This is a genomic window from Aeromonas sp. A04 (genome assembly GCF_047780465.1).
Taxonomy (GTDB): Bacteria; Pseudomonadota; Gammaproteobacteria; order Enterobacterales; family Aeromonadaceae; genus Aeromonas; species Aeromonas bestiarum.
This window is the reverse complement of the sequence record NZ_JBLNHP010000001.1, coordinates 774,040-794,550: the sequence shown is the minus strand read 5'-3', so window position 1 is coordinate 794,550 and position 20,511 is coordinate 774,040. Positions and strand designations below refer to the sequence as shown.

Genomic DNA, 20,511 nt, shown 5'->3' with positions numbered 1-20,511 from the left:
CACGTTGGGGAGGGCCGCTCTTATGCGGCGGCCTCTTCTTTGGCGGTTTGGGCAGCTTGCTCGGTGTCGGCAACACGGTTGCCAGGCACGCAGGGAGCCAACACTTTCACATACAGGGCGGTACCAAGCTGGGCACCGACGATGGGGCCAAGGATGGGGACCCAGAAGTAGGGGTTGTCACGACCACCTGTCATGGCCACGTCACCCCAGCCTGCCAGGAAGGCAAACAGTTTGGGGCCGAAATCACGAGCCGGGTTCATGGCAAAACCGGTTAACGGGCCGAGGGAGGCACCGATCACGGCGATCAGGATACCGATCAGCAGGGCGGCGGCGAAGCCTTTGGGGGCGCCGTTGTTGTTGTCACCCAGCGCCATGATGCCCAGCATCAGGACGGCGGTGATCACCAGCTCGACCGCGAAGGCTTGCATGTTGGAGAGCAGGGCGTTCGGGTAGGTAGAGAAGATGCCGGCGGTGCCGAGGCTCTCGACGCTGCCGCGCACCACGTTGTGGGTCACTTCCCACTGGGTGAACAGGCCGCCGTAGAGGAAGTAGACAAGGGCGGCGAAGCAGAAGGCGCCTGCGACCTGAGCGATGATGTAGGGCACCACTTTACGCTTGTCGAACCCGCAGAAGGTCATCAGCGCCAGGGTCACGGCCGGGTTCAGGTGGGCACCTGAAATACCGCCGGTCACATAGATGGCGATGGCGACACCCAGACCCCAGGTAATGGAGATTTCCCATTGTCCGAAGTTGGCACCGGCCAGCACCAGGGCGGCCACACAACCGACGCCGAAAAATATCAGCAGGCCGGTTCCGATAAACTCGGCAATGCACTCGCCAAGCAGGGTATTGGGTCTTTGTATGCTCATACCGTTATTCCTTATATCCACCCAGAGTAGGTTTGATGTTCCGTTTTGTTGTTTTTTCAGTCCCATTGTTGCGTCCGAAAACGTTTTTTCTTGTTTTTTGAGCTGGCGCAAACGTTATGCTCGTTTGCGCTCGTTCTCGGACGAGAGAGAAAATAAACCTAAATCGAACATTCACCACGCCCTCCCCGCAGGAAATGTGGACAAGATCCCACTCATTGCTAAGAAAATGTGACGGAAAGCAAGTTGCAACAGTGGTTATACCACTTAGTGGGTAGCTGAAAGCCTTGCTATACAAGGGATTGCGGCTGATGAGTGACTACTCACTTGGCACTTTCTTTTGTAATAAAACTGCAATATTTGAGCCTCCATCACAGATTAAATGTTCACATATGAGCACAATAGGCTCGCTTTCGAATCAGGACTCCTCTGGTTGGTCAGCATGGACAGGGCACCCTCAACCGCCCACAACAACAATAAGGAAGCAGAACATGCTTAGTCTCTTCAGGCCTGCACCACATATAGACAGGCTCCCGGCCGACAAGGTCGACCCCTTCTACAAACGCATGCGTTGGCAGGTGTTTTTCGGGATCTTCTTCGGTTATGCCGGTTACTACCTGGTACGGAAAAACTTCAGTCTGGCGATGCCTTATCTGATCGAACAGGGATTCTCCCGCGGCGATCTGGGCCTGGCCCTGTCCGGGGTCTCCATCGCTTATGGTCTGTCCAAGTTCCTGATGGGGAACGTGTCTGACCGCTCCAATGCGCGCTACTTCCTCTCCGCCGGCCTGCTGCTGTCGGCGGGCATCATGTTCATGATGGGGACAGTGCACTGGGCCACCTCCAGCATCGGCATCATGTTTGTGCTGTTGTTCCTGAACGGCTGGGCACAGGGCATGGGCTGGCCGCCCTGCGGTCGCACCATGGTGCACTGGTGGTCACAGAAGGAGCGTGGCGAAGTGGTCGCGGTCTGGAACGTGGCACACAACGTCGGCGGCGGCATGATAGGCCCGCTGTTCATCCTGGGGATGGGTTGGTTCAACGACTGGCGCAGTGCCTTCTATGTGCCGGCGGCGGCGGCGGCGGCCATCGCGGTGATCGCCTTCTTCGTGATGCGCGACACCCCGCAATCCGTGGGTCTGCCTCCCATCGAAGAGCACAAGAACGACTATCCGAAGGACTATAACGAAAGCCACGAGCAGGAGTTTTCCGCCAAGGAGATCTTCGTCAAGTACGTGCTGCACAACAAGCTGCTGTGGTACATCGCCATTGCCAACGCCTTCGTTTACCTCATTCGTTACGGCGTGCTGGACTGGGCTCCGACCTACCTGAAAGAGGCCAAGGACTTCAGCGTCGACAACTCCTCCTGGGCTTACTTCCTGTACGAGTGGGCCGGTATTCCGGGCACCCTACTGTGCGGCTGGATCTCGGACAAGATGTTCCAGGGTCGCCGTGCCCCGGCCGGTATCCTGTTCATGGTGCTGGTGACCCTGGCCGTGCTGGTTTACTGGTTCAACCCGGCTGGCAACCCGACCATCGACATGATGGCGCTGGTGGCCATCGGCTTCCTGATCTACGGTCCCGTCATGCTGATCGGTCTGTATGCGCTGGAGCTGGCACCCAAGAAGGCGGCCGGTACCGCGGCAGGCTTCACCGGGCTGTTCGGTTATCTGGGTGGCGCCGTGGCGGCCAACGCCATGCTGGGCTACACGGTTGACCACTTCGGCTGGGATGGTGGCTTCATGGTGCTGACCGCGTCTTGCGTGCTCTCCATCATCTTGCTGGCCATGACCCTCAAGCACGAGAACATTGCCGTCGCGGCCAAGAAAGCGGCTGCCGATAAGGCATAAAACGTGATCCTGCCCTTATCGATCCGAAAAGGGATCAGGTAAACTGCCAAAGGCCCCGCATCTGCCGGGGCCTTTTTTCGTCTCATCATCGGAGTTCAAGCGTGAAGCAAACCCAACGACATCTGGAGATCCTGGACGTCCTGACGCGGCAGGGCTTTGTCTCGACCGAGGATCTGGTGACCCACTTTGACGTCAGCCCCCAGACCATTCGCCGCGATCTGAATGATCTCGCCGAACAGAACAAGATCCGGCGCCATCATGGCGGTGCCTCCCTGCATTCGAGTACCGTCAATACCGCCTACAGCGCCCGTAAAGTGATGCAGCTCAAGGAGAAAGAGCGCATCGCCCGCGAAGTGGCCGCCAACATTCCCGACGGTTCATCGCTCTTCATCGACATAGGCACCACCACAGAAGCCATCGCCCGCGCCCTGCTCGATCACCGCGAGCTGCGCGTGGTCACCAACAACCTCAACGTGGCCAGCATTCTCACCGCCAAGGATGACTTCACCGTCATCATAGCCGGTGGCGAGATCCGCAACCGGGATGGCGGCATAGTGGGGGAGGCGACCCGCGACTTCATCGGCCAGTTTCGCATGGACTACGGTGTCATCGGCATCTCGGGCATCGACAATGACGGCTCTCTGCTCGATTTTGACTACCACGAGGTGAAGATTGCCCAGGCCATCATAGCCCACTCCCGCCAGGTGTTTCTGGCCGCCGACCACACCAAGTTTGGCCGCAATGCCATGGTCAATCTGGGCAACCTCAACCAGATCCACGCCCTGTTCACCGATCAGGAGCCACCCGAGAAGCTGATGCGGCTGATGTCCCAGCACCAGATCGAGTGCCACATCTGCTGAGCCGCCGTTAACCCCTCTCTGGCATCAGGCCGCCGCACTGGCGGCCGCTTCTTTTTCGCTTTCTCCCCTCTGCCTGCACACCTGCCGCGCCCCACTGCTTAGATGTTCCCCGACATGAGCTCGTTCTCGCGCACGTTTTCGGGCCCGGCAGCCCGGTGCTGACGCCCTGATCACCGACTGGCAGCATTTTTAGCATTGCCAAAACAATCGCGATCACATTTTCTCCATAAAATGTTCGTTTATCATTTTTTCATGCTCTAATATGAGCGAAATCAAACATTGCCGTCATGGCAACACAAAATAAGAAAGAGTAGGTGAACATGAGCGAACATTATGATCTGGTCGTCGTTGGCGGCGGCATCAATGGGGTGGGCATTGCGGCTGATGCAGCGGGTCGGGGTCTGAAGGTTGCCCTGTTCGAGGCACAGGATCTCGCCTCTGCCACCTCTTCCAATTCCAGCAAGCTGATCCACGGTGGCTTGCGTTACCTCGAACATTACGAATTCCGGCTGGTGAAAGAGGCGCTGGCGGAGCGGGAAGTGCTGCTCGGCATGGCCCCCCACATCGCCCGTCCCATGCGTTTTCGGCTGCCCCATCGCCCGCACCTGCGCCCGGCCTGGATGATCCGCGCCGGTCTGTTCCTGTATGACAACCTGGCCAAGCGCGACAAGCTCAAGGGCAGCTGCGGCGTGCGCTTCCTGCCGCAAGACGGTCTCAAGAGCGGCATCAACAAGGGCTTCGAATACTCGGATGCCTGGGTCGATGACGCTCGCCTGGTGGTGCTCAATGCCATGATGGCCCGCGACAAGGGCGCCGACGTGCAGACCCGTACCCGCTGCGTCAAGGCGGTGCGCGGCTCCAAACACTGGACCCTGACCCTGGAGCGGGAAGGGGGCGAGCAGTTCACCGTCACCTGCCGCGGTCTGGTCAATGCGGCCGGCCCCTGGGTCAAGACCTTCTATGATGAGAGCCTGCACGAGAAATCTCCCCGTGGCATCCGCCTCATCAAGGGCAGCCACATCATAGTGCCGCGCATCCATGAGCGCGAAGAGGCCTATATCCTGCAAAACGAGGACAACCGCATCGTCTTCGTCATCCCCTATCAGCAGGACTACTCCCTCATCGGCACCACGGACGTGGAGCATCACGGCAGCCCGCGGGAAGCGAAGATCAGCGACGCCGAGATCAGCTACCTGTGCAAGGTGGTCAACGCCCACTTCACCCGCCAGATAGCACCCAAAGAGGTCATCTGGACCTATGCCGGCGTGCGCCCACTGTGCGATGACGAATCCGATTCCCCCCAGGCGGTGACCCGCGACTACACCCTGGAGCTCTCCGGCGAATCCGACGGCGCGCCGCTCCTGTCCGTGTTTGGCGGCAAGCTCACCACCTATCGCAAGCTGGCCCAGGCCGCCTGCAACAAGCTCAAGCCCTGGTTCAGCCAGATGGGCGAAGATTGGACCGCGAGCAGCCGTCTGCCCGGTGGCGAGTTCGACTGCTCCACCACAGAGCTGGCCCGTGCCTACATGCTCGAGTTCGACTGGCTGGATGAGCGCAACGCCCGTCGTATCGCCGAGGCCTATGGCAGTCATGCCCGCCTCTGGTTGCACGAGGAGCGCGGCCAGCACTTTGGCGCCGGCCTGTACGAGTCGGAAGTGCGTTATCTGATGAGCCGCGAGTGGGCCCATTCGATGGAAGACATATTGTGGCGCCGCAGCAAGCTGGGGCTGCGCCTGTCCCAGCCTGAGCAGCAGCAACTGCACGCCTGGTTGGAGCAACACCAGCACGCCCTGCCCAAGGCCAGCTGATGAAGAGGCGGGCGGCCCCTTGGCCGCCCGTCGTTAAAATGCAATAAACCTCTGTTATAACAATAACCTACACCCAATAAACAATAACAAAGAGCACCGCGCATGAAAAAACTCTCTCTCTCCCTGATCGCCCTTGGCCTGGGGGCCGCCCTCGCATTGCCCGTTCTGGCTGCCGATGAAGGTAAAATCGTGATCGCCCACCGTGGCGCTTCCGGCTATCTGCCCGAGCACACCCTGGAATCCAAGGCGCTGGCCTATGGCATGGGGGCCGACTATCTGGAGCAGGATCTGGTGATGACCAGGGATGACCAGCTGGTGGTGATGCACGATCACTTCCTCGACGGCATCACGGACGTGGCCGAGCGCTTCCCCGGCCGGGCCCGTCCGGACGGTCGCTACTATGTGGTGGACTTTACCCTGGCCGAGGTGCGCTCCCTGCGCATGACGGAGCCGTTCCAGCTGGTGGATGGCAAGCAGGTGCCCGTCTATCCGGCCCGCTTCCCGTTGTGGAAGTCCAGCTTCAAGATCCACACCTTCCAGGAAGAGATAGAGATGATCCAGGGGCTCAACAAGAGCACCGGCAAGAACATAGGTATCTACCCGGAGATCAAGGCTCCCTGGCTGTTCCGCCACGAGGGCAAGGACATCTCCAAGGCAGTGCTCAAGGTGCTGAAGGAGTACGGCTACACCAGCAAGAACGACAAGGTCTATCTGCAGTGCTTCGATGCCGACGAGCTCAAGCGCATCAACAGCGAGCTGATGCCAGCCATGGGGATGGACTTGAAACTGGTGCAGCTGATGGCCGAGACCGACTGGAACGAGACCATGGTCTATGATGCCAAGGGCAAGGCAACCCCTTACGACTATGACTGGATGTTCAAGCCGGGCGCCATGAAGACCATAGCCGGCTACGCGGAAGGGATAGGCCCCTGGAAGCCGATGATAGTCACTGAGCCGGGTACCCTGGGCAAACCAGTGTTTACCAATATGGTGAAAGAGGCCCATGCCGCCGGTCTCAAGGTGCATCCTTATACCTTCCGCCAGGATGAGGGGCAGATCCCGGCCTATGCCAAGGACTTCAGCGATCTGCTCAACATCTTCCTCTATCAGGCCGATGTGGACGGGGTGTTCAGCGACTTCCCGGACAAGGCGGTCGAAGCCATCAAGGCACACGGCAAATCATAAAAGAAGAGCAACACGGGAACGCAAGCGGGGCCAGGTGCCCCGCTTTTTTTATAAAATGGAGGCAGGCACTGGGGTGGGATTGTGGTCGAGCAGCGCTGACGGCAGTATTGGGATGTAACAATATGTTTACGATTTTGTCGGGTTAGGGGCTTTTTATCCGCTACTTTCTGGCTGTTTAGAACGCCATGTTGGTCGTTTATCCATCTATTAGACAGTTAATTCGCTAGTTTCACTTGATTGTTTGTTTTTCCTTGGTAAGGTGAGGGCGGTTGCGTAACAAAGTGCTGACTTGTGTAAATAAAATAATACACTCGGTGCAATTGGCTTAAATACTGTAGAGAGAATGAGAAAATGCAAAGAGACCCCCTGAACAACATCCATATCCAGTCCGAACAAGTGATGATCACGCCTGCTCAGCTCAAGGAGAAGCTACCCATCTCCGACCAGGCGCTGGCATTTGTGCAAGGGGCCCGCACTACCATAGCCGACATCATCCACCGTCGCGATCACCGCCTGCTGGTGATCTGTGGACCCTGTTCCATCCACGACATGGACGCCGCCAAAGAGTACGCAACCAGACTCAAAGCGCTGCATGATGCCTACCAGGATTCTCTCTACATTGTCATGCGGGTCTACTTTGAGAAGCCGCGCACCACGGTCGGCTGGAAAGGGTTCATCAATGACCCGAACCTGGATGGCACCTTCGATGTGGAGCTGGGGCTGCATCGTGCCCGCGAGCTGCTCTGCTGGCTGGCGGAGCTGGAATTGCCGCTGGCGACCGAGGCGCTCGACCCCATCAGCCCGCAATACCTGGCGGAGCTCTTCTCCTGGTCGGCCATAGGTGCACGCACCACAGAATCCCAGACCCACAGGGAGATGGCGTCCGGCCTCTCCATGCCGGTGGGCTTCAAGAACGGCACAGACGGCAACCTGGGTACCGCCATCAATGCGCTGCAGGCGGCTTCCAGCCCCCACGCCTTCATGGGGATCAACCAGCAGGGCCAGGTCGCCTTGCTGCAGACCCAGGGCAACCCGGATGGCCACGTGATACTGCGCGGCGGCAAGCACCCGAACTACGACTCGGTCAATGTGTCGCTGGCGGAAGAGGCGTTGGAGAAAGCGGGCCTGCTGCCTGGCCTGGTGGTGGATTGCAGCCACGGCAACTCCAGTAAGGATCACCGCCTGCAGCCCAAGGTGGCCGACAACGTCATCCACCAGATCCAGGAGGGCAACCGCTCCATCATAGGGGTGATGCTCGAATCCAACCTGTTCGAGGGCAATCAGTCCAGCGAGCAGCCCAAGGAGCAGATGCGCTACGGCGTCTCCATCACGGATGCCTGCATCGACTGGGATAGCACCGCCAATCTGCTGGCGCGATGCCATCGCGAGCTAGCGGTGCCGCTCAGGGGCAGAACCGGGCGTTAAGCCGTGGTATCTTGTCGTAACTGATTGAACCATAGAGGTATCACCGCCCATGCAGTGATACCTTGTTGCCTCTTGAATCACAGGGCGCCGCCGCCAGCGGCGCCAGCAGGGACTGGATATGGCTGAAGAGTTGAATGCCCTCAGGGACAAGATAGATGCGGTGGACAGGCAGCTGATCGATCTGCTGGCCGCCCGTCTGGCTCTGGTGGGAGAAGTGGGTGAGGTGAAGAGCCGCCATGGCCTGCCCATCTATGCGCCGGACAGGGAGGCGAGCATGCTGGCCCGCCGCCGAGCCGAGGCCGAGCTGCTGGGGGTGCCCGGCGATCTCATCGAAGACGTGCTGCGCCGGGTGATGCGCGAATCCTACATCCTCGAATCGGCCAGCGAAAAAGAGAACCACTTCAAGTGCATGAAACCGGAGCTTGGCAAGGTGGTCATCATAGGCGGCCAGGGCCAGCTAGGGCGCTTGTTCGGCCAGATGTTCGGCCTCTCCGGCTACCGGGTCGAGACCCTGGAACAAGCCGATTGGCCAAGGGCTGACGCCATCCTGGCCGATGCGGGTCTGGTGATGGTGGCCGTGCCCATCGATATCACCTGCCAGATCATCGACCGGCTCGGCAACTTGCCCGCCGATTGCCTGCTGGTGGATGTCACCAGCGTGAAGGCGGCGCCACTCGAGCACATGCTGGCGGTGCACAAAGGCCCGGTGTTGGGGCTGCACCCCATGTTCGGACCGGATGTGGCGAGCCTCGCCAAGCAGGTGATCGTCTGCTGTCAGGGCCGTGACGCGGCCGCCAGTCAGTGGCTGCTGGATCAGATGACCATCTGGGGCGCCCGTCTGCAACAGGTGGAAGCCAAGGCTCACGACGAGGCCATGACCCTCATCCAGGCGCTGCGCCACTTCGCCACCTTCGCCTACGGCTGGCACCTCTCCCGGGAGCAGGCCAATCTGGATCGCCTGCTGAGCCTGAGCTCCCCCATCTACCGGCTGGAGCTGGCCATGGTGGGGCGGCTGTTTGCCCAGGACCCCGAGCTCTATGCCGACATCATATTGTCGTCCCCGCAGAATCTGGCGATGATCCGCCGCTACTACCAGAACTTTGGCGAGGTGCTGGGGCTGCTGGAGCAGGGGGACAGGGCCGGCTTCATCGATGCCTTCTCGCAGGTGTCCGGTTTCTTCGGCGAACATGCCGACGAGTTCCTGCGTGAGAGCCGCATGCTGCTGGCCCAGGCCAACGACCGCCGCCAGCACGGCTGACGAGATCGCACACAAGCATCATAAAAAAGGGGCCTGTTCGGCCCCTTTTCTGTCTGTGCTATCCGGCCCGAAGTTATTCGAGCTGCGGCAGGCGCAGATCGGCGCCATCCCAACCGAGCGGCAGGGTCAGCAGCTGATCGATCAGCTCCCGGCGATCGGATTTCTCCAGATAGGCGAGGTAGAGCGGACGACTGAGCGGCTGGCCTCCCTCCACCAGATGCAGCCGTCCCTGCTCCAGGAAGGGGCTCACCATGCGCCGTGGCAGATAGGCGGCGCCACCGTTGGCCAGCACGAACTGCAGTGCCATGTTGGCAGAGCTCGAGTGCAGCACCGGGGTCTTTTGCAGGCTCTGCAAGCGGCTGGGCTGCGGCTCGAAGCTGGTGCCCCAATCCAGATGAATGTGGGGCATCTGCATCAGGCTGTCGGCGTTGGCGGCGGCATCCCGGCTCACCAGTTCAAACACCAGCTCGCCTATGGGGTGCAGGGCTATCTCGTCGATCTTGGTCGGCTCGGAGAGCAGGGCAAGATCGAGGGAGCGCTCCAGCAACTGGCGGCACAGGTGCTCGCGGGAAGCCGTTTCGAGCCGCACCGCGAGGCCGGGGGCCAGGGCATAGACATGGTTGAGCCAGTCGTTGAAATCGAGCTCCCAAAACACGGCGGGCGCACCTATGGCGAGCTGCTGGCTGAAACCGGGGGAGAGGGCCACATCCTGCCTGGCGCGGCCCAGGGTATGCAAAATGGCGTCTGCATAGGGCAGCAGACGCTCACCGGAGGCGGTCAGGCGGATGTTGTTGCGATGACGGGCAAACAGACTGACCCCGAGTTGCTGCTCGAGCTGGCGGATCCGAAAGCTCACCGCCGACTGGGTCAGGTAGAGATTCTCAGCAGCCCGGCCAAAGTGCCGGGTCTTGCTGACCTCGATAAAGGTCCGAAGCAGTTCGGTATCCATTAATCGATGGACTCGTCGCTGCCGCCGCCACTGCCACCTTCAAACCCGCCGCCACCGGTTTCCTCGTTGGCGCCACCCGCGACTGTGCACAGACGATGCACGCGCTTGGGACCTATTACCTTCAGATACTTGAACCACACCTTGGCGTGGGGGTTGCTGCCGGCGGCGCCGGATTTGATCTGTTCGAGAAAGGCGCTTTCTATGTCATCGCGCGGCGTCAGGTTGCCCTGATAGAGCGCCAGCATGGCGGTGCCGTATTTTTCCAGACTGTCCGCTTCGGCCACAGTGAATTCGCCACTGCGACGCAGGCCACGGGGAAAATGTTTGAAGTCGTTGAAACGCTTGTCGGATTCGAAGCTCATAGTGCTCTTTTTCTGGTTAGTTTGACCTTTGCGGGCAAGTATCATCAGGCCGTCGCAGAGTGCAAAATCAATTTTTTCACTATATGGATAAATCTCTTTCATCGAAAGTGATTTCGCCATGATCCAGTGGGCATTCAGGGGAAGCAGGAGCAAAAAAGCGAGAAAAAAAGCGGAGTTATGTCAGGTTCTGTAAAGGTTTGGCGCGCGGGGCAGACGATTTCGGGCCAAAAATAAAGCGCCATTCGGCGCTCTATTTTACATCAATCATGAACCAAAGCGGGAGGTTTGGTCTCGATGGAGACTTACTCTATCATGGCTGGCTGGGCCAGGTTGTCGGCACGCCACAGACGGTAGCGCACTTCATACTCCTGCGGGACGTAGAGCACGAACGGCAGCTTGGAGTTGTAGTTCACGAAGAAGCCCTGACCGTAGATCTGGACGAAGGTCTCTTTCTTCTGGCCATCCGGGCAGGCCATCAGGGTGCTGATGGGATCGGACACCTTGCCGAGCATCAGGTAGTTGTAGCCCCAGCCCTTGACACTGTGCTGCTCCAGATTGCCCGCGAAGCGCGGCACATTGCAATCGACCATCATTTTCTTGCCGACCTGCAGCTCGACCATCATGTCGGCTTCGTTCTCGACTTCCGGCAGGCGGATCACGACACGTTCCTGGTTTACTTCGGCGGCCGGGAACATGCTGATATCAAATTTTTTCGGTTCGGCGGCGAAGGCATGGCCGCCCAGCAACAAGGCGCCCAGCAGGCTAAAACGCAATACGGTTTTCATCTGTACCTCATGGGGTTGGTTCAACGCCGCTAGACTAACCGCTCTGCCCGTTTCATGCCAGCGATCTGCGGTGCAAATCATGCCGGATCCGGCACAGGATGACGTGTTCTGGCTGTTTTCTGACAGGGCGCACACTCCTTGTACGCCTCACCGGCAAGGGGCTGGGGTGGCCGGAAGCGGATCCTGTTTTCAGCAGTACCCCCGGCTCCCCCTGCGCACTCAGCGCACCAGGAGCAGCTGCTTGGCCCAGGCACCGGGCGCCCGCATGCCAACGGAGCCACTGGTGATATCCAGATAGGCGACGCTCTTGCTGGCCGGCACCGGGGTCGAGGACCAGAGATAGACGTAACCGTCGTTGACCTCTTTCCCTTCCCCGGCCATGGCGCGGGGGAATATGGTCTCGTTCAGCGCAGGCTTGTAGCAGGCGGATTCCAGCACGCTGGTCAGCTCCTTGATGGTAGGCAGGCGCCAATCCCGGTAACCGCCAAAGCCGTACAGGGCATGACTGGGCTCGGTGCGGATCCGCTCTGCCGTCAGCAGGGCCTGCTGCCAGTAAAGCCGGGTCGGCTCGCCGCTGCAGCTCTGGTCGCGCCAGGTCTGGCCGAGCTGGCAGCGCATCCAGGTCAGGCCCGTGCTCCTGTCCGTGACTGTGCCGTTGCCGCGATCGATGAAGCGGGCGGTGGGGCTGGTTCTTGGCATGGTGTCGTCGCAGATGGCGGTGGCCAGGGCGAGGGGGCTGCCGAGGGTCAGCAGCAGGGTCAGCATCAATCGGTTCATCGGGTTACCTCCGCCACCAGTCGCAGTTGCAGACCGTTGGCATCATCGCTGTTTTGAACTGTGGTGGCGTAGTCGGTGCCGGCGTCATCGCCGAGGAAGATATGGGCGATAGCGCTCAGGGGGGCGCTCTCCAGCCGACGGGATGGGGTCAGGGTCTGGCTCCAGTAGTAGCCGCTGAAATCCTTGGTCGTGGTGCCGACATCGGGGAAGTAGCGCACATCCAGGGTGACCAGCTGGCCATACTGGCGGGCGAGCGAGCCGTAGTGTTGCAGGCTCATCAGCTCGCGCGAGTGGGGCATGCGCCAGCTGGTGATGCCGCACAGCTGCTGGGCGTTGAGCCACTGGCGATACTGCTCCGTGGTACAGATGGCCTCGCCTTGCGGGCAGGCGTAGTCGCGTTCCTCCTGGGTGGGGTGATAGTCGCCAAGCTCCCAGGCGAAGGTGCGGTGCAGGTCGCGGGGGCTCTTCGCATCATCCTGCTTTTTCTCCCAGATGAGGCGGGTAGTGAGATCCTCCACACACTCCCAGACGGGGGCGTCATCCGGCAGGGGCTGGCCCTTGCCATCCAGCTTGCGATAGCGCAGGGGGGCCTTGTTCAGGCTGGCTTCCTGGCCCGGGTGGTCGGCGGGCTCCTCTGTGAGCAGGTAGTCGACGCCATCCGTGTAGGTAGTGACGCCGCTGCCAGTGACCAGGGGATGGGAGTATTGCTGTTGCAGCAGGCGGGAGACGCTCTCCTGCCTGCTGGTTAGCTCGCCGTGCTGGGCGAAGTGGCTGGCCAGCTCGGGCAGCAGGCTGCCGAGGGCCGGCCACACCACGGCTTGCACGAGGACGGGCGAAAGGTCCGATATTCCCGGCTCGGCATCGATCACCGCCTGCAGCAGTTGCCCCAGCGCCAGGTTGAAGTCGGCCAGTTGCGACAGGGCGGCCAGCCCCTGACCTGGTTGCAGCGGCGCCAGCGCGCTCAGCATCTGGTCGAGTGCCTGTTTGGGGGGATGTCCCTCGGCGATGCGGCTTTGCAGCAGGGTGCTGAGCAGGCTGGGGGTCAGGGTCTGGCCATCCAGTCGGGCGGCCGGATGCAGCAGCGTCGGCGCCGCCGGATTGGTTGGCAGGAACAGCAGCGGACTGGTCAGCAGGGCGGGGGAGGTGCCGCTCAGCTGACGGGCACCGGCCACGCCGCTGACGCCGGGCTCCCCCTCGTCACAACTGGTGTTCTGGTTGAGATTGACGCACAGGGTGCCACTTTCGGGCAGATTGACGTTCAGGGTATAGGCTGGCGCCGCCAGCGGCGCCTCATCCGAGCCACCGCCACCGCAGGCGGTGAGCAGGGGGGCCAGCAGGCAGGCCAGACGGGAATAGGTTGGGTTCATCTCTTGTCCTTGGGAAGGGGCTCTGGACCCCTTCTTCTTATATATGGGTGGATTACTCAGCCGCGCTGGCGAAGGCGGCGCCAGACTGCCAGCGGCAGCAGCCAGAGCAGGTTGGCGGCGCCACCGCCGCTGCTGTCGGAAACGTTGAAATGGATGATGCCGTCATCCGGCGGGGCGACCGGTTCACCACACTGGGCGCCGATGCGCTGGCTGATGCTCCAGCCATTGATGCGGCCCTGGTGCCCGGGTTTGCTGTCCACCACTTCCAGCGTCCATCTGCCGGCCAGCGGCTCTCCCAGCAAGGGGGTGAAGGGTTGCAGGGACTGCAGCTCGGTGGGGAAGAGCCCCTTCAGCCGTGGCAAGGGGCTGTAGCCCTTGTCCCAGATCTGGATGCGGGTGCCGGAGGGGGAGTTGAGCCAGACCTCCAGCTCATCCAGGGCATCGTGTTGCAGATCCAGGCTCAGTTGCAGCTGCTCACTCACCTTGGCACTGCTCTGCTCCAGCAACAGGCTGGCTTGGCTCAAGCCGCGAACCTCCTCGCTCTGGGCATCGTTGAGGAGCAGCGGCTGACCAGTGGCGCGGCTGATGATGGGCGTGCCTATGGGCAGGCTCAGTGGTTGCTGCCACTGGCGCTCGGTCGGGCTGGTCCCCGTCATGGCGAGGCTCACCGGCAGGCTCACCTCATCGCCGCAGGCCAGCGGGCTCTGGGCCAGCAGCCGCAGCGTGGTGGTGGTGCTGGCACCCGCCGCCAGTGTGGTGGCTTGCCACTGATAGGGATCGGCCTGCAGCCCGGCGGGCAGGGTCAGGGCCAGCTCATTGAGGGTCACAGGTGCCGGACCCTGGTTGGTGAGGGTCAGCTGCACGGATTGGCGCTGCCCCAGCTCGATGGCGCTGCCCTCGGCCAGGGCGATATTGACCGGCGCCAGCAAGAGGCCGTGCTGGCGGAAGGCCTGCTCCAGATGGCTGGCGTAGTGACGGGCCGGGTAGAGCCGCGCCGCCGTGTCCACGGTGATGCGGGCCAGTTGCGGCATGCGAATGGCCGGGCCCAGCCCGAAGTGGGATTCGATGATGACGCGGTCAAACTCGTCCCGGGCCCCTTCGCCATGCTCGGTCACCGACGCCAGCAGGGCCTGGAACAGCGGTGTGCCCCATAACTGATCGCCGTTGCTGCCGTTGATGGTGCGGTGGGCCGGATAGCTGTAGTCCGGGTGGTAGCGGGCCCGCAGATCGTCCAGCTGACGCGGGGTGCGGTCGGTGAAACGGGCATCCCAGTTGAACACCATGGCCGGTTCGAACTGGCGACCCGCCTCGCTGCGCTGGCGGTGGCTGGCGGCCAGGTAGTCGCTGAAACCCTCGCCGATGGCGCCCCAGTCCGCCTCGTCCCCGAGATCAGGCACTATGTGGTGTTGCACCGCGTGGCCGAACTCGTGCCAGATCACCATGGGATCCTCGGCATCGGGTACGCCGCTGCGGCCCAGCTCCAGCCTGCGCTCGAACGGATCATAGAGGGAGTTGTCCTGATAGCCGGCCTCTGTGTCTATGTCGAGGGCCCCCGGGATGAGCCCGCTAAAGCCCAGCTTCTTGATGTGGCGCTGGGCCAAGTCCAGATGGTAATAGGCGTTGATGTCGGCGAAGCCCCGATCGTCCCGGGTCAGCCGGAACGCCTGCGGGGTGTCGCCGCTGAAGGGGGCCGTATCGGGCTCCATGGCATCCACCACCCGGGCGTGGGGGCCGCTCAGCAGATAGTGGCCGCCCGCCAGGGTGACCGGCAGCACCACCTTGTCCTGATAGGCGGCGTCCGCCAGTACCAGCTCGTCGTGCCAGACCAGGCTGGCGTCTTGCAACTGGGTGCGGGGATCCGGGTCGAATACTCGTGCTTCCACCTGGGTGTCGCCGGCGTCGGCGGTGCGGCTGGCCTGGGTGCTGGCCGCATCCATCCAGCGGCCCAGCTCCCGGCTGCCGTCGCAACTGGCGAACAGCTGCACATAGCTGGCCTTGGCGTTGCCCGCCTGGTGCTCGCGCACCCGCTGGCGCAGGGCGGGCACCAGGGTGTCGCCGTCGCGCCAGTACCAGGCTTCGACCGCGCCCAGCGTGTCGATCTCGTTGCCCGCATCGCGCAACTGGCTGAGCAGGGGATCCAGGTTGCCGGCGGCATCGCAGCCGGGCTCACTGCTCTGCAGGGGGCGGCTGTTGTGATAGAGGCGCCAGGGCTTGCCGGCCTTGTCGACGCTGACGGCGGCCTGGATGGTGGCTACCGGCAGGCCGTTGACCAGCTGGCGGAAGCTGTAGTGATGGCCGAGCAGGCTGGCTCTGTCGTAGTCGGGGGCGAGTGTCACGCCGAGACGCTGTTCGAGCCACTGCTGCGGCGTCGTAGTCAGCGGTTGTTCATCGACAAACTGCAGCTCGGCCGCCAGCAGAGGCTGGGAGAGCAAGGTCGCCAGCCAGAGGGCCAGGGAAGAGGGTTTCATGGTTTACTCCAACACAAAAATGAGAAAAGGGATCACTGGCTGACACCCGCCAGGGTGAGCAGGAAGGCATACTCGCGGGCCGCCTGCTGGCGCGCCTTGCCGGCGCTGGCCTGGTGGCCGCTGTCGAGGGCCGTGCTCAGCAGATAGGGGCCCGTGCCTGTGCTGTGCTCCCGCAACCGGGCGACCCACTTGAGCGGCTCCCAGTAGGGCACCTGGCTGTCGTGCAGCCCGGCCGTCACATAGACGGGGGGATAGGGGGCCGCGTGCAGGTTGTCGTAAGGGCTCAGGCGGCGCATGGCGGCATAGTCGGCGGGGATGGCCGGGTTGCCCCACTCGGCGTACTCCTGACGGGTGAGCGGCAGTTCGGGATCGCTCATGGTGCCGAGCAGATCGACGAAGGGCACCTGCAGCACGGCCCCGGCGAAGCGGGTCGGCGCCTGGTTGAGGGCCGCCGCCACCAGCAGGCCGCCGGCACTGCCACCCATGGCGAACAGCCGGGCGGGATCGATGGACGGATCCCGGGCCAGCGCCTCGGCCACGGCCAGGAAGTCGTCCACGCTGTGCTGCTTGTGCCGGCCGCGCCCCGCCAGATACCAGTCGTCCCCCAGCATGCCGCCGCCGCGTACATGAGCGATGGCGTAGACAAAGCCGCGATCCAGCAGGCTCAGCACCTGCGGCTGGTAGTAGGGGCGCATGGGGGTGCCATAGGCGCCGTAGCCGTAGAGCAGCAGCGCCTTGGGCTTGATGATGTCGGTGCGCCACACCAGGGAGACCGGCACCTTGACGCCGTCCTTGCCCACCACCCAGCGGCGTTCGCTCCGGTAGGGGGAGGGGCGCGGTGCCTGCGCATCGGCTTGCCACTGGCCGCTCGCCAGATTGAGCCAGCGCTGGTGCGGCGGCTCGGCCATGCCCTGGCGGCGGATCAGGATCTGCTCGCTGGCGGGGTCGTGGGCACCCTGGATCCAGGCCGTGCCGGCCCCCTCGGTCAGGAGCAGGCTGTGGCTGAGCTTGCCGCCACCGTCCAGCACGTCGAGCCAGTCATCCCCGTGGTGGCGATACTGCAGGACCGTATGGTCGGCAAACAGGCGCCACTTCTCGAGACTCTTGTCCTCGCCGGACCAGAGCGGTTGCCAGCGGCCCTCGGCCACCTGGGCCAGGCTGGCCGCTTGATAGAGACCCAGGGCACCGTCCCGGTTGCTCTTGAGCAGCACCCGCTCCCCCTGGGTATCCAGGTAGTACTCGAGCCCGGCCTGACGGGCCTTGAGCAGAGAGGGTGTCCCCTCGTCCAGCAGGTACTGCTCCGAGCTGTCGTGGTTGTTGCTCTGCAGCAGCAGGTGGCGTTTGTCCGTGGTGCGATAGAGGCTGAGCAGCCAGGCGGGATCGGCCTCCTGGTGTACTAGCCGCTCCTTGCCATCCTGCCAGGCCCACAGCTGCCAGGGGCGCAGGGTGCGGCGCTCGTTGGCCAGGGTGTAGAGGGTCTTGCCATCCAGGCTCCAGAGCAGATCGGCTGCTCGGTGCGCCAGAGTAGCGAGAGTCTTGCCATCGGCCAGATCCAGCAGGCTGATGCGATAATCCCGATCGCCGCGCAGATCTTCGGCCAGCGCCAGCCAGCGCCCGTTCGGGTGCAGGGCCCAGCTGGCCAGCTCGTAATAGCCGCTGGCAGGTTGGCGCGAAGCCAACCGCTGGCGGGGTGGATCCTGGTCGCTGGTCCGCTGCCACAGGCTGCCGTCGGCCTCCATCCGCCACTGGCTGCCCGCCTCGCTTATCCATTCGTCCGGCATGGGCTCGCCGCGCGGCTGCGCCTGCCACTCGGCCTGCAGCGTCTGCTCCAGCGGCCGCTGGCCGGCGAGCTGTTGCTCGGTCCAGCGGTTCTGTTCGCCCAGCATGGCCAGCAGGGCGGGATCCTGGCGACTGTCGTCACGCCAGCCGCCATAGGGATCGCGCCGCGCCGTGTCGCCCTTCATCAGCAGGGGCCGCTTGGCAATGGCGGGTGCGCTTTGTGGCGCCGCGGTGGTGACCGTCATGCCCGCGGCCTCGGTGGGGGAGGCCGCCGCCGGATTGGCCAGCAGAGCCGTCATTATCAAGAGCGCGTGCATCAGATCCCCACGAAGGTGTAGCGCAGGCTGGCGCTCAGGGAGCGGCCCGTCTGGGTGTAGAGGCCCGCATCCGTGCCCGCTTCCAGCCCGGCCACATCCTGATAGCGGGTGTAGCGGGTATCGAGCAGGTTATCGAGCTTGAGGTTGGCCTTGAGGGCGTCTGTGATCTGCCAGTCGGCGGTCAGGGCGAAGCTGAGCCAGCCGGCGGTCTTCATGCACTCACCCTGCTGCTGGGTCAGGCTGTTGCCGCAGGTGGGCACCCGGCTCATGGCGGTGGCGTAGTCGGCCTGCAGTCCCAGGCTCCAGTCGTTGGCCTGATAGCTGAGGCGGGTGTTGCCCTCGAGCGGGGTGAGGGCGCGCGGCGATTCGCCCTGGCTGTCCTTGCCGTCGACCCAGCCAAGCTTGGTGGCCAGTTCCCACTGCTGGGTCAGCCAGTAGCTGGCGGCGATCTCGGCGCCCCAGGTCTCGGACTTGGCCACGTTGCGGTATTGGCGCAGCATGACGCCGTCGCTCAGGCGAAAGCCCACCTCGCGCCAGTCGACGAAGTTGTAGTAGCGGTTGTAGAAGAGCGCCGGCTTGATGCTCCACTCATCCCCTTCGCCGCTCATACCCCACTCGAAGCTGTGGCTGGTCTCCTCCTTGAGAGCCGGGTTGGCGATGATCTCGAACGGCGGCAGGGCAAAGTAGTGGGGAATGTTGCCGTACACCTTGTCGTAGGAGGGGGCACGGAAGCCGTTGGCGTAGCTGAGCCAGCTGCGCCACTGCTCGTTGAAGTGGTAGCTGGTGGCCAGACTCGGGGAGAGGTGCCAGCTGTGGTTGCTCTCGCCCCGGCCATCCTGCGGGCTCAGCCACTGGTGATCCATGCGCAGCGTGGGGGTGAACTGCCACTTGCCCAGGGTCGCCACGTCCCCCAGCCAGATGCCGGCCCGATCGGTGCGGGCGCTGCTGAAGGGGGCGGACTGGCGGGGCTGGGGGATGCCTGCCTCCAGAGTCAGCTTGTCGACCGGTCGCTCGTGGCGGGTACGCTCCAGCTCGACGCCATAACTCAGCTGGTGTGCGACGGCGCCTGTGGTCAGGTCACGGCGGATATCCAGCTCGCTGCCGACCAGATCCTCGGTGAAGGTGGCCAGCTCCCGCTCGCTGCGATAGCGCGGGTAGCCGCTCAGCTCGTCATTTTGCAGCAGGCTGCGCTTGTTGGCCGTGTTCTTGGCCTGGTTGCCGTGCAGGCTCCAGGTGAACTGATCCGCCAGCAGATGATCCAGACTGCGGGCCTCCCAGCTCAGCTTGCCGCCCTGGGTCTGCTGGGCGCCGTTTTCCCGGTACTGGCGCACCTGCCACTTGCCGTCGGGTTGGGGTATTTCGCGTGGGCCCTGATCCCGCTTGGCGTTGTCTTCGAAGTAGTCGAGCTCGAGGCGCAGCAGATGGTGCTCATTCAGGGTGAAACGAGAGCTGGTGGAGGCACTGAGGCCGTCGAGATCCGCCGGGATGCGACTCTGGTCGTAGTTGGCGGTCTCGTGCCCCTGCCAGCCGGAGAGGCGCAGCAGGTGGGCGCTCTCGCCCCAGCGGGCGGCGCCGGTGGCGCTCAGTTTCTGCTTGTAGCTGCTGCCGTCGTGCAGCACCTTGCTGCTGAGGTAGGCATCCTGCCCCTGCAGGTAATCTTCCGGCTGCTTGGTGGTGATGACCACTGTGCCGCCGATGGCGTCCGAGCCGTGCAGGGCGGAGCCAGCCCCCTTGGCCACCTCTATCTGCTTGACGTCATCCAGATCGAAGTTGAAACGGCCCACCTTGTCGTTGAGATCGTCGGCGCCGAAGCCGTCGCTGACTCTGACTCCGTCCTTGATGATCAGCACCCGGTTGCCGCCGATGCCGCGGATGCTGATGTTCTGCGGCCGGCCCGCCGAGCCGGTCACAGAGACGCCGGGTTCGTTCTTGAACACGTCTGTGAGCTCGGTGGCGATCTGGCGCTCCAAGTCCTCTTCGGTGATGACTGTGATGGAGCCCGAGATATCGGACAGTTTCTGTTCGACCCGCTGTCCCTTGACCACTATGGTCTCGCGCGCCTTGGGCGGGGTGGTGCCGGAGGTGTCTATTCCTGCGGGATCGCCGGCGGCCAGCGCTGTACCGGACAGCAGCATGGGCCAGTAGTGAAGTAGTGTTTTCATGTTGAGAATAATTATTATTTGAGCCTGAAGGCCGCGGATTATTGCAGAGAGGTCCAGCCAGATCAACGATTGATAATCATTATCATTTTGTTTTTATGATCCTGATCAGACTGGTGTTTTTGATAGCAAGCTCAGCAAGGGAGGGGCGAACGTTTGCGTTTGTCTGGGAGGCGATCTGGCGTGTCACTGGGGACGAAAGGCACCGATTGGCTATGAGTGCCGAGGTGCTCTCTTCAGGTTGTGTTGACGGAGACGCAATAAAAAGCCCGCTGCGAGAGCGGGCTGTTCAGTGC

Annotated in this window: 15 protein-coding genes; 6 read left to right on the top strand and 9 right to left on the bottom strand. The window is 62.6% G+C overall.

From position 1 onward, the window contains the following. Positions 1 to 20 precede the first annotated feature (20 nt). Entirely contained in the window at positions 21 to 869 is an 849-nt protein-coding gene (locus tag ACM3N8_RS03485; protein WP_290064310.1) for an MIP/aquaporin family protein, read from the bottom strand. A 488-nt stretch (positions 870 to 1,357) separates the two neighbouring features. Between ACM3N8_RS03485 and glpT the strand changes: the two genes are divergently transcribed. The 6 genes from glpT (at position 1,358) to tyrA (ending at position 9,252) form a co-directional block, all read left to right on the top strand. Next, positions 1,358 to 2,716 (top strand): glycerol-3-phosphate transporter, encoded by a 1,359-nt coding sequence (gene glpT / locus ACM3N8_RS03480; protein WP_098984429.1) that lies wholly within the window; start codon positions 1,358 to 1,360, stop codon positions 2,714 to 2,716. Positions 2,717 to 2,817: 101 nt separating this feature from the next. Further along, the gene (locus ACM3N8_RS03475) at positions 2,818 to 3,576 is read left to right on the top strand and encodes a DeoR/GlpR family transcriptional regulator (protein WP_005310067.1); all 759 of its coding nucleotides are present in this window, start codon (positions 2,818 to 2,820) and stop codon (positions 3,574 to 3,576) included. Between the two features lie 320 nt (positions 3,577 to 3,896). Beyond that, positions 3,897 to 5,384 (top strand): glycerol-3-phosphate dehydrogenase, encoded by a 1,488-nt coding sequence (gene glpD, locus ACM3N8_RS03470; protein ID WP_043135253.1) that lies wholly within the window; start codon positions 3,897 to 3,899, stop codon positions 5,382 to 5,384. 102 nt (positions 5,385 to 5,486) lie between these two features. Continuing rightward, positions 5,487 to 6,569, top strand: coding sequence for a glycerophosphodiester phosphodiesterase (gene glpQ / locus ACM3N8_RS03465; RefSeq protein WP_098984427.1), 1,083 nt, complete (start codon positions 5,487 to 5,489; stop codon positions 6,567 to 6,569). Positions 6,570 to 6,920: 351 nt separating this feature from the next. After that, positions 6,921 to 7,994: a 3-deoxy-7-phosphoheptulonate synthase gene (locus ACM3N8_RS03460; RefSeq protein ID WP_290016957.1), complete on the top strand. Its 1,074-nt coding sequence runs from the start codon at positions 6,921 to 6,923 to the stop codon at positions 7,992 to 7,994. A 118-nt stretch (positions 7,995 to 8,112) separates the two neighbouring features. Further along, a complete protein-coding gene (gene tyrA / locus ACM3N8_RS03455; RefSeq protein WP_103471850.1) occupies positions 8,113 to 9,252 on the top strand; it encodes a bifunctional chorismate mutase/prephenate dehydrogenase in 1,140 nt (379 codons plus the stop codon). Positions 9,253 to 9,325: 73 nt separating this feature from the next. Here the strand turns inward: tyrA and hdfR are convergent, their stop codons facing one another. From hdfR to ACM3N8_RS03415, 8 genes are all read right to left on the bottom strand, one after another. Beyond that, complete coding sequence (hdfR, locus tag ACM3N8_RS03450) at positions 9,326 to 10,201, bottom strand: HTH-type transcriptional regulator HdfR (protein ID WP_103471849.1); 876 nt, start codon at positions 10,199 to 10,201, stop codon at positions 9,326 to 9,328. Beyond that, a complete protein-coding gene (locus ACM3N8_RS03445; protein WP_042865769.1) occupies positions 10,201 to 10,563 on the bottom strand; it encodes a DUF413 domain-containing protein in 363 nt (120 codons plus the stop codon). The genes hdfR and ACM3N8_RS03445 overlap by 1 nt, the downstream gene beginning before the upstream one ends. Before the next feature lie 302 nt (positions 10,564 to 10,865). Further along, positions 10,866 to 11,348, bottom strand: coding sequence for a serine protease inhibitor ecotin (eco, locus tag ACM3N8_RS03440; RefSeq protein WP_043557129.1), 483 nt, complete (start codon positions 11,346 to 11,348; stop codon positions 10,866 to 10,868). 219 nt (positions 11,349 to 11,567) lie between these two features. Next, on the bottom strand, positions 11,568 to 12,125 hold the full coding sequence (locus ACM3N8_RS03435; protein ID WP_098984422.1) for a DUF1566 domain-containing protein: 558 nt from the start codon (positions 12,123 to 12,125) through the stop codon (positions 11,568 to 11,570). After that, on the bottom strand, positions 12,122 to 13,492 hold the full coding sequence (locus ACM3N8_RS03430) for a DUF1566 domain-containing protein (RefSeq protein WP_416015462.1): 1,371 nt from the start codon (positions 13,490 to 13,492) through the stop codon (positions 12,122 to 12,124). Before ACM3N8_RS03430 ends, ACM3N8_RS03435 begins: the two co-directional genes overlap by 4 nt. A gap of 56 nt (positions 13,493 to 13,548) precedes the next feature. Next, positions 13,549 to 15,960 carry a proprotein convertase P-domain-containing protein gene (locus tag ACM3N8_RS03425; protein WP_416015461.1) on the bottom strand — a complete coding sequence of 804 codons (2,412 nt, stop codon included), beginning with the start codon at positions 15,958 to 15,960 and terminating at the stop codon, positions 13,549 to 13,551. A gap of 32 nt (positions 15,961 to 15,992) precedes the next feature. Then, positions 15,993 to 18,056 carry a prolyl oligopeptidase family serine peptidase gene (locus ACM3N8_RS03420; RefSeq protein ID WP_416015460.1) on the bottom strand — a complete coding sequence of 688 codons (2,064 nt, stop codon included), beginning with the start codon at positions 18,054 to 18,056 and terminating at the stop codon, positions 15,993 to 15,995. Next, the gene (locus ACM3N8_RS03415; RefSeq protein ID WP_416015459.1) at positions 18,056 to 20,218 is read right to left on the bottom strand and encodes a TonB-dependent hemoglobin/transferrin/lactoferrin family receptor; all 2,163 of its coding nucleotides are present in this window, start codon (positions 20,216 to 20,218) and stop codon (positions 18,056 to 18,058) included. The genes ACM3N8_RS03420 and ACM3N8_RS03415 overlap by 1 nt, the downstream gene beginning before the upstream one ends. Positions 20,219 to 20,511 lie beyond the last annotated feature (293 nt).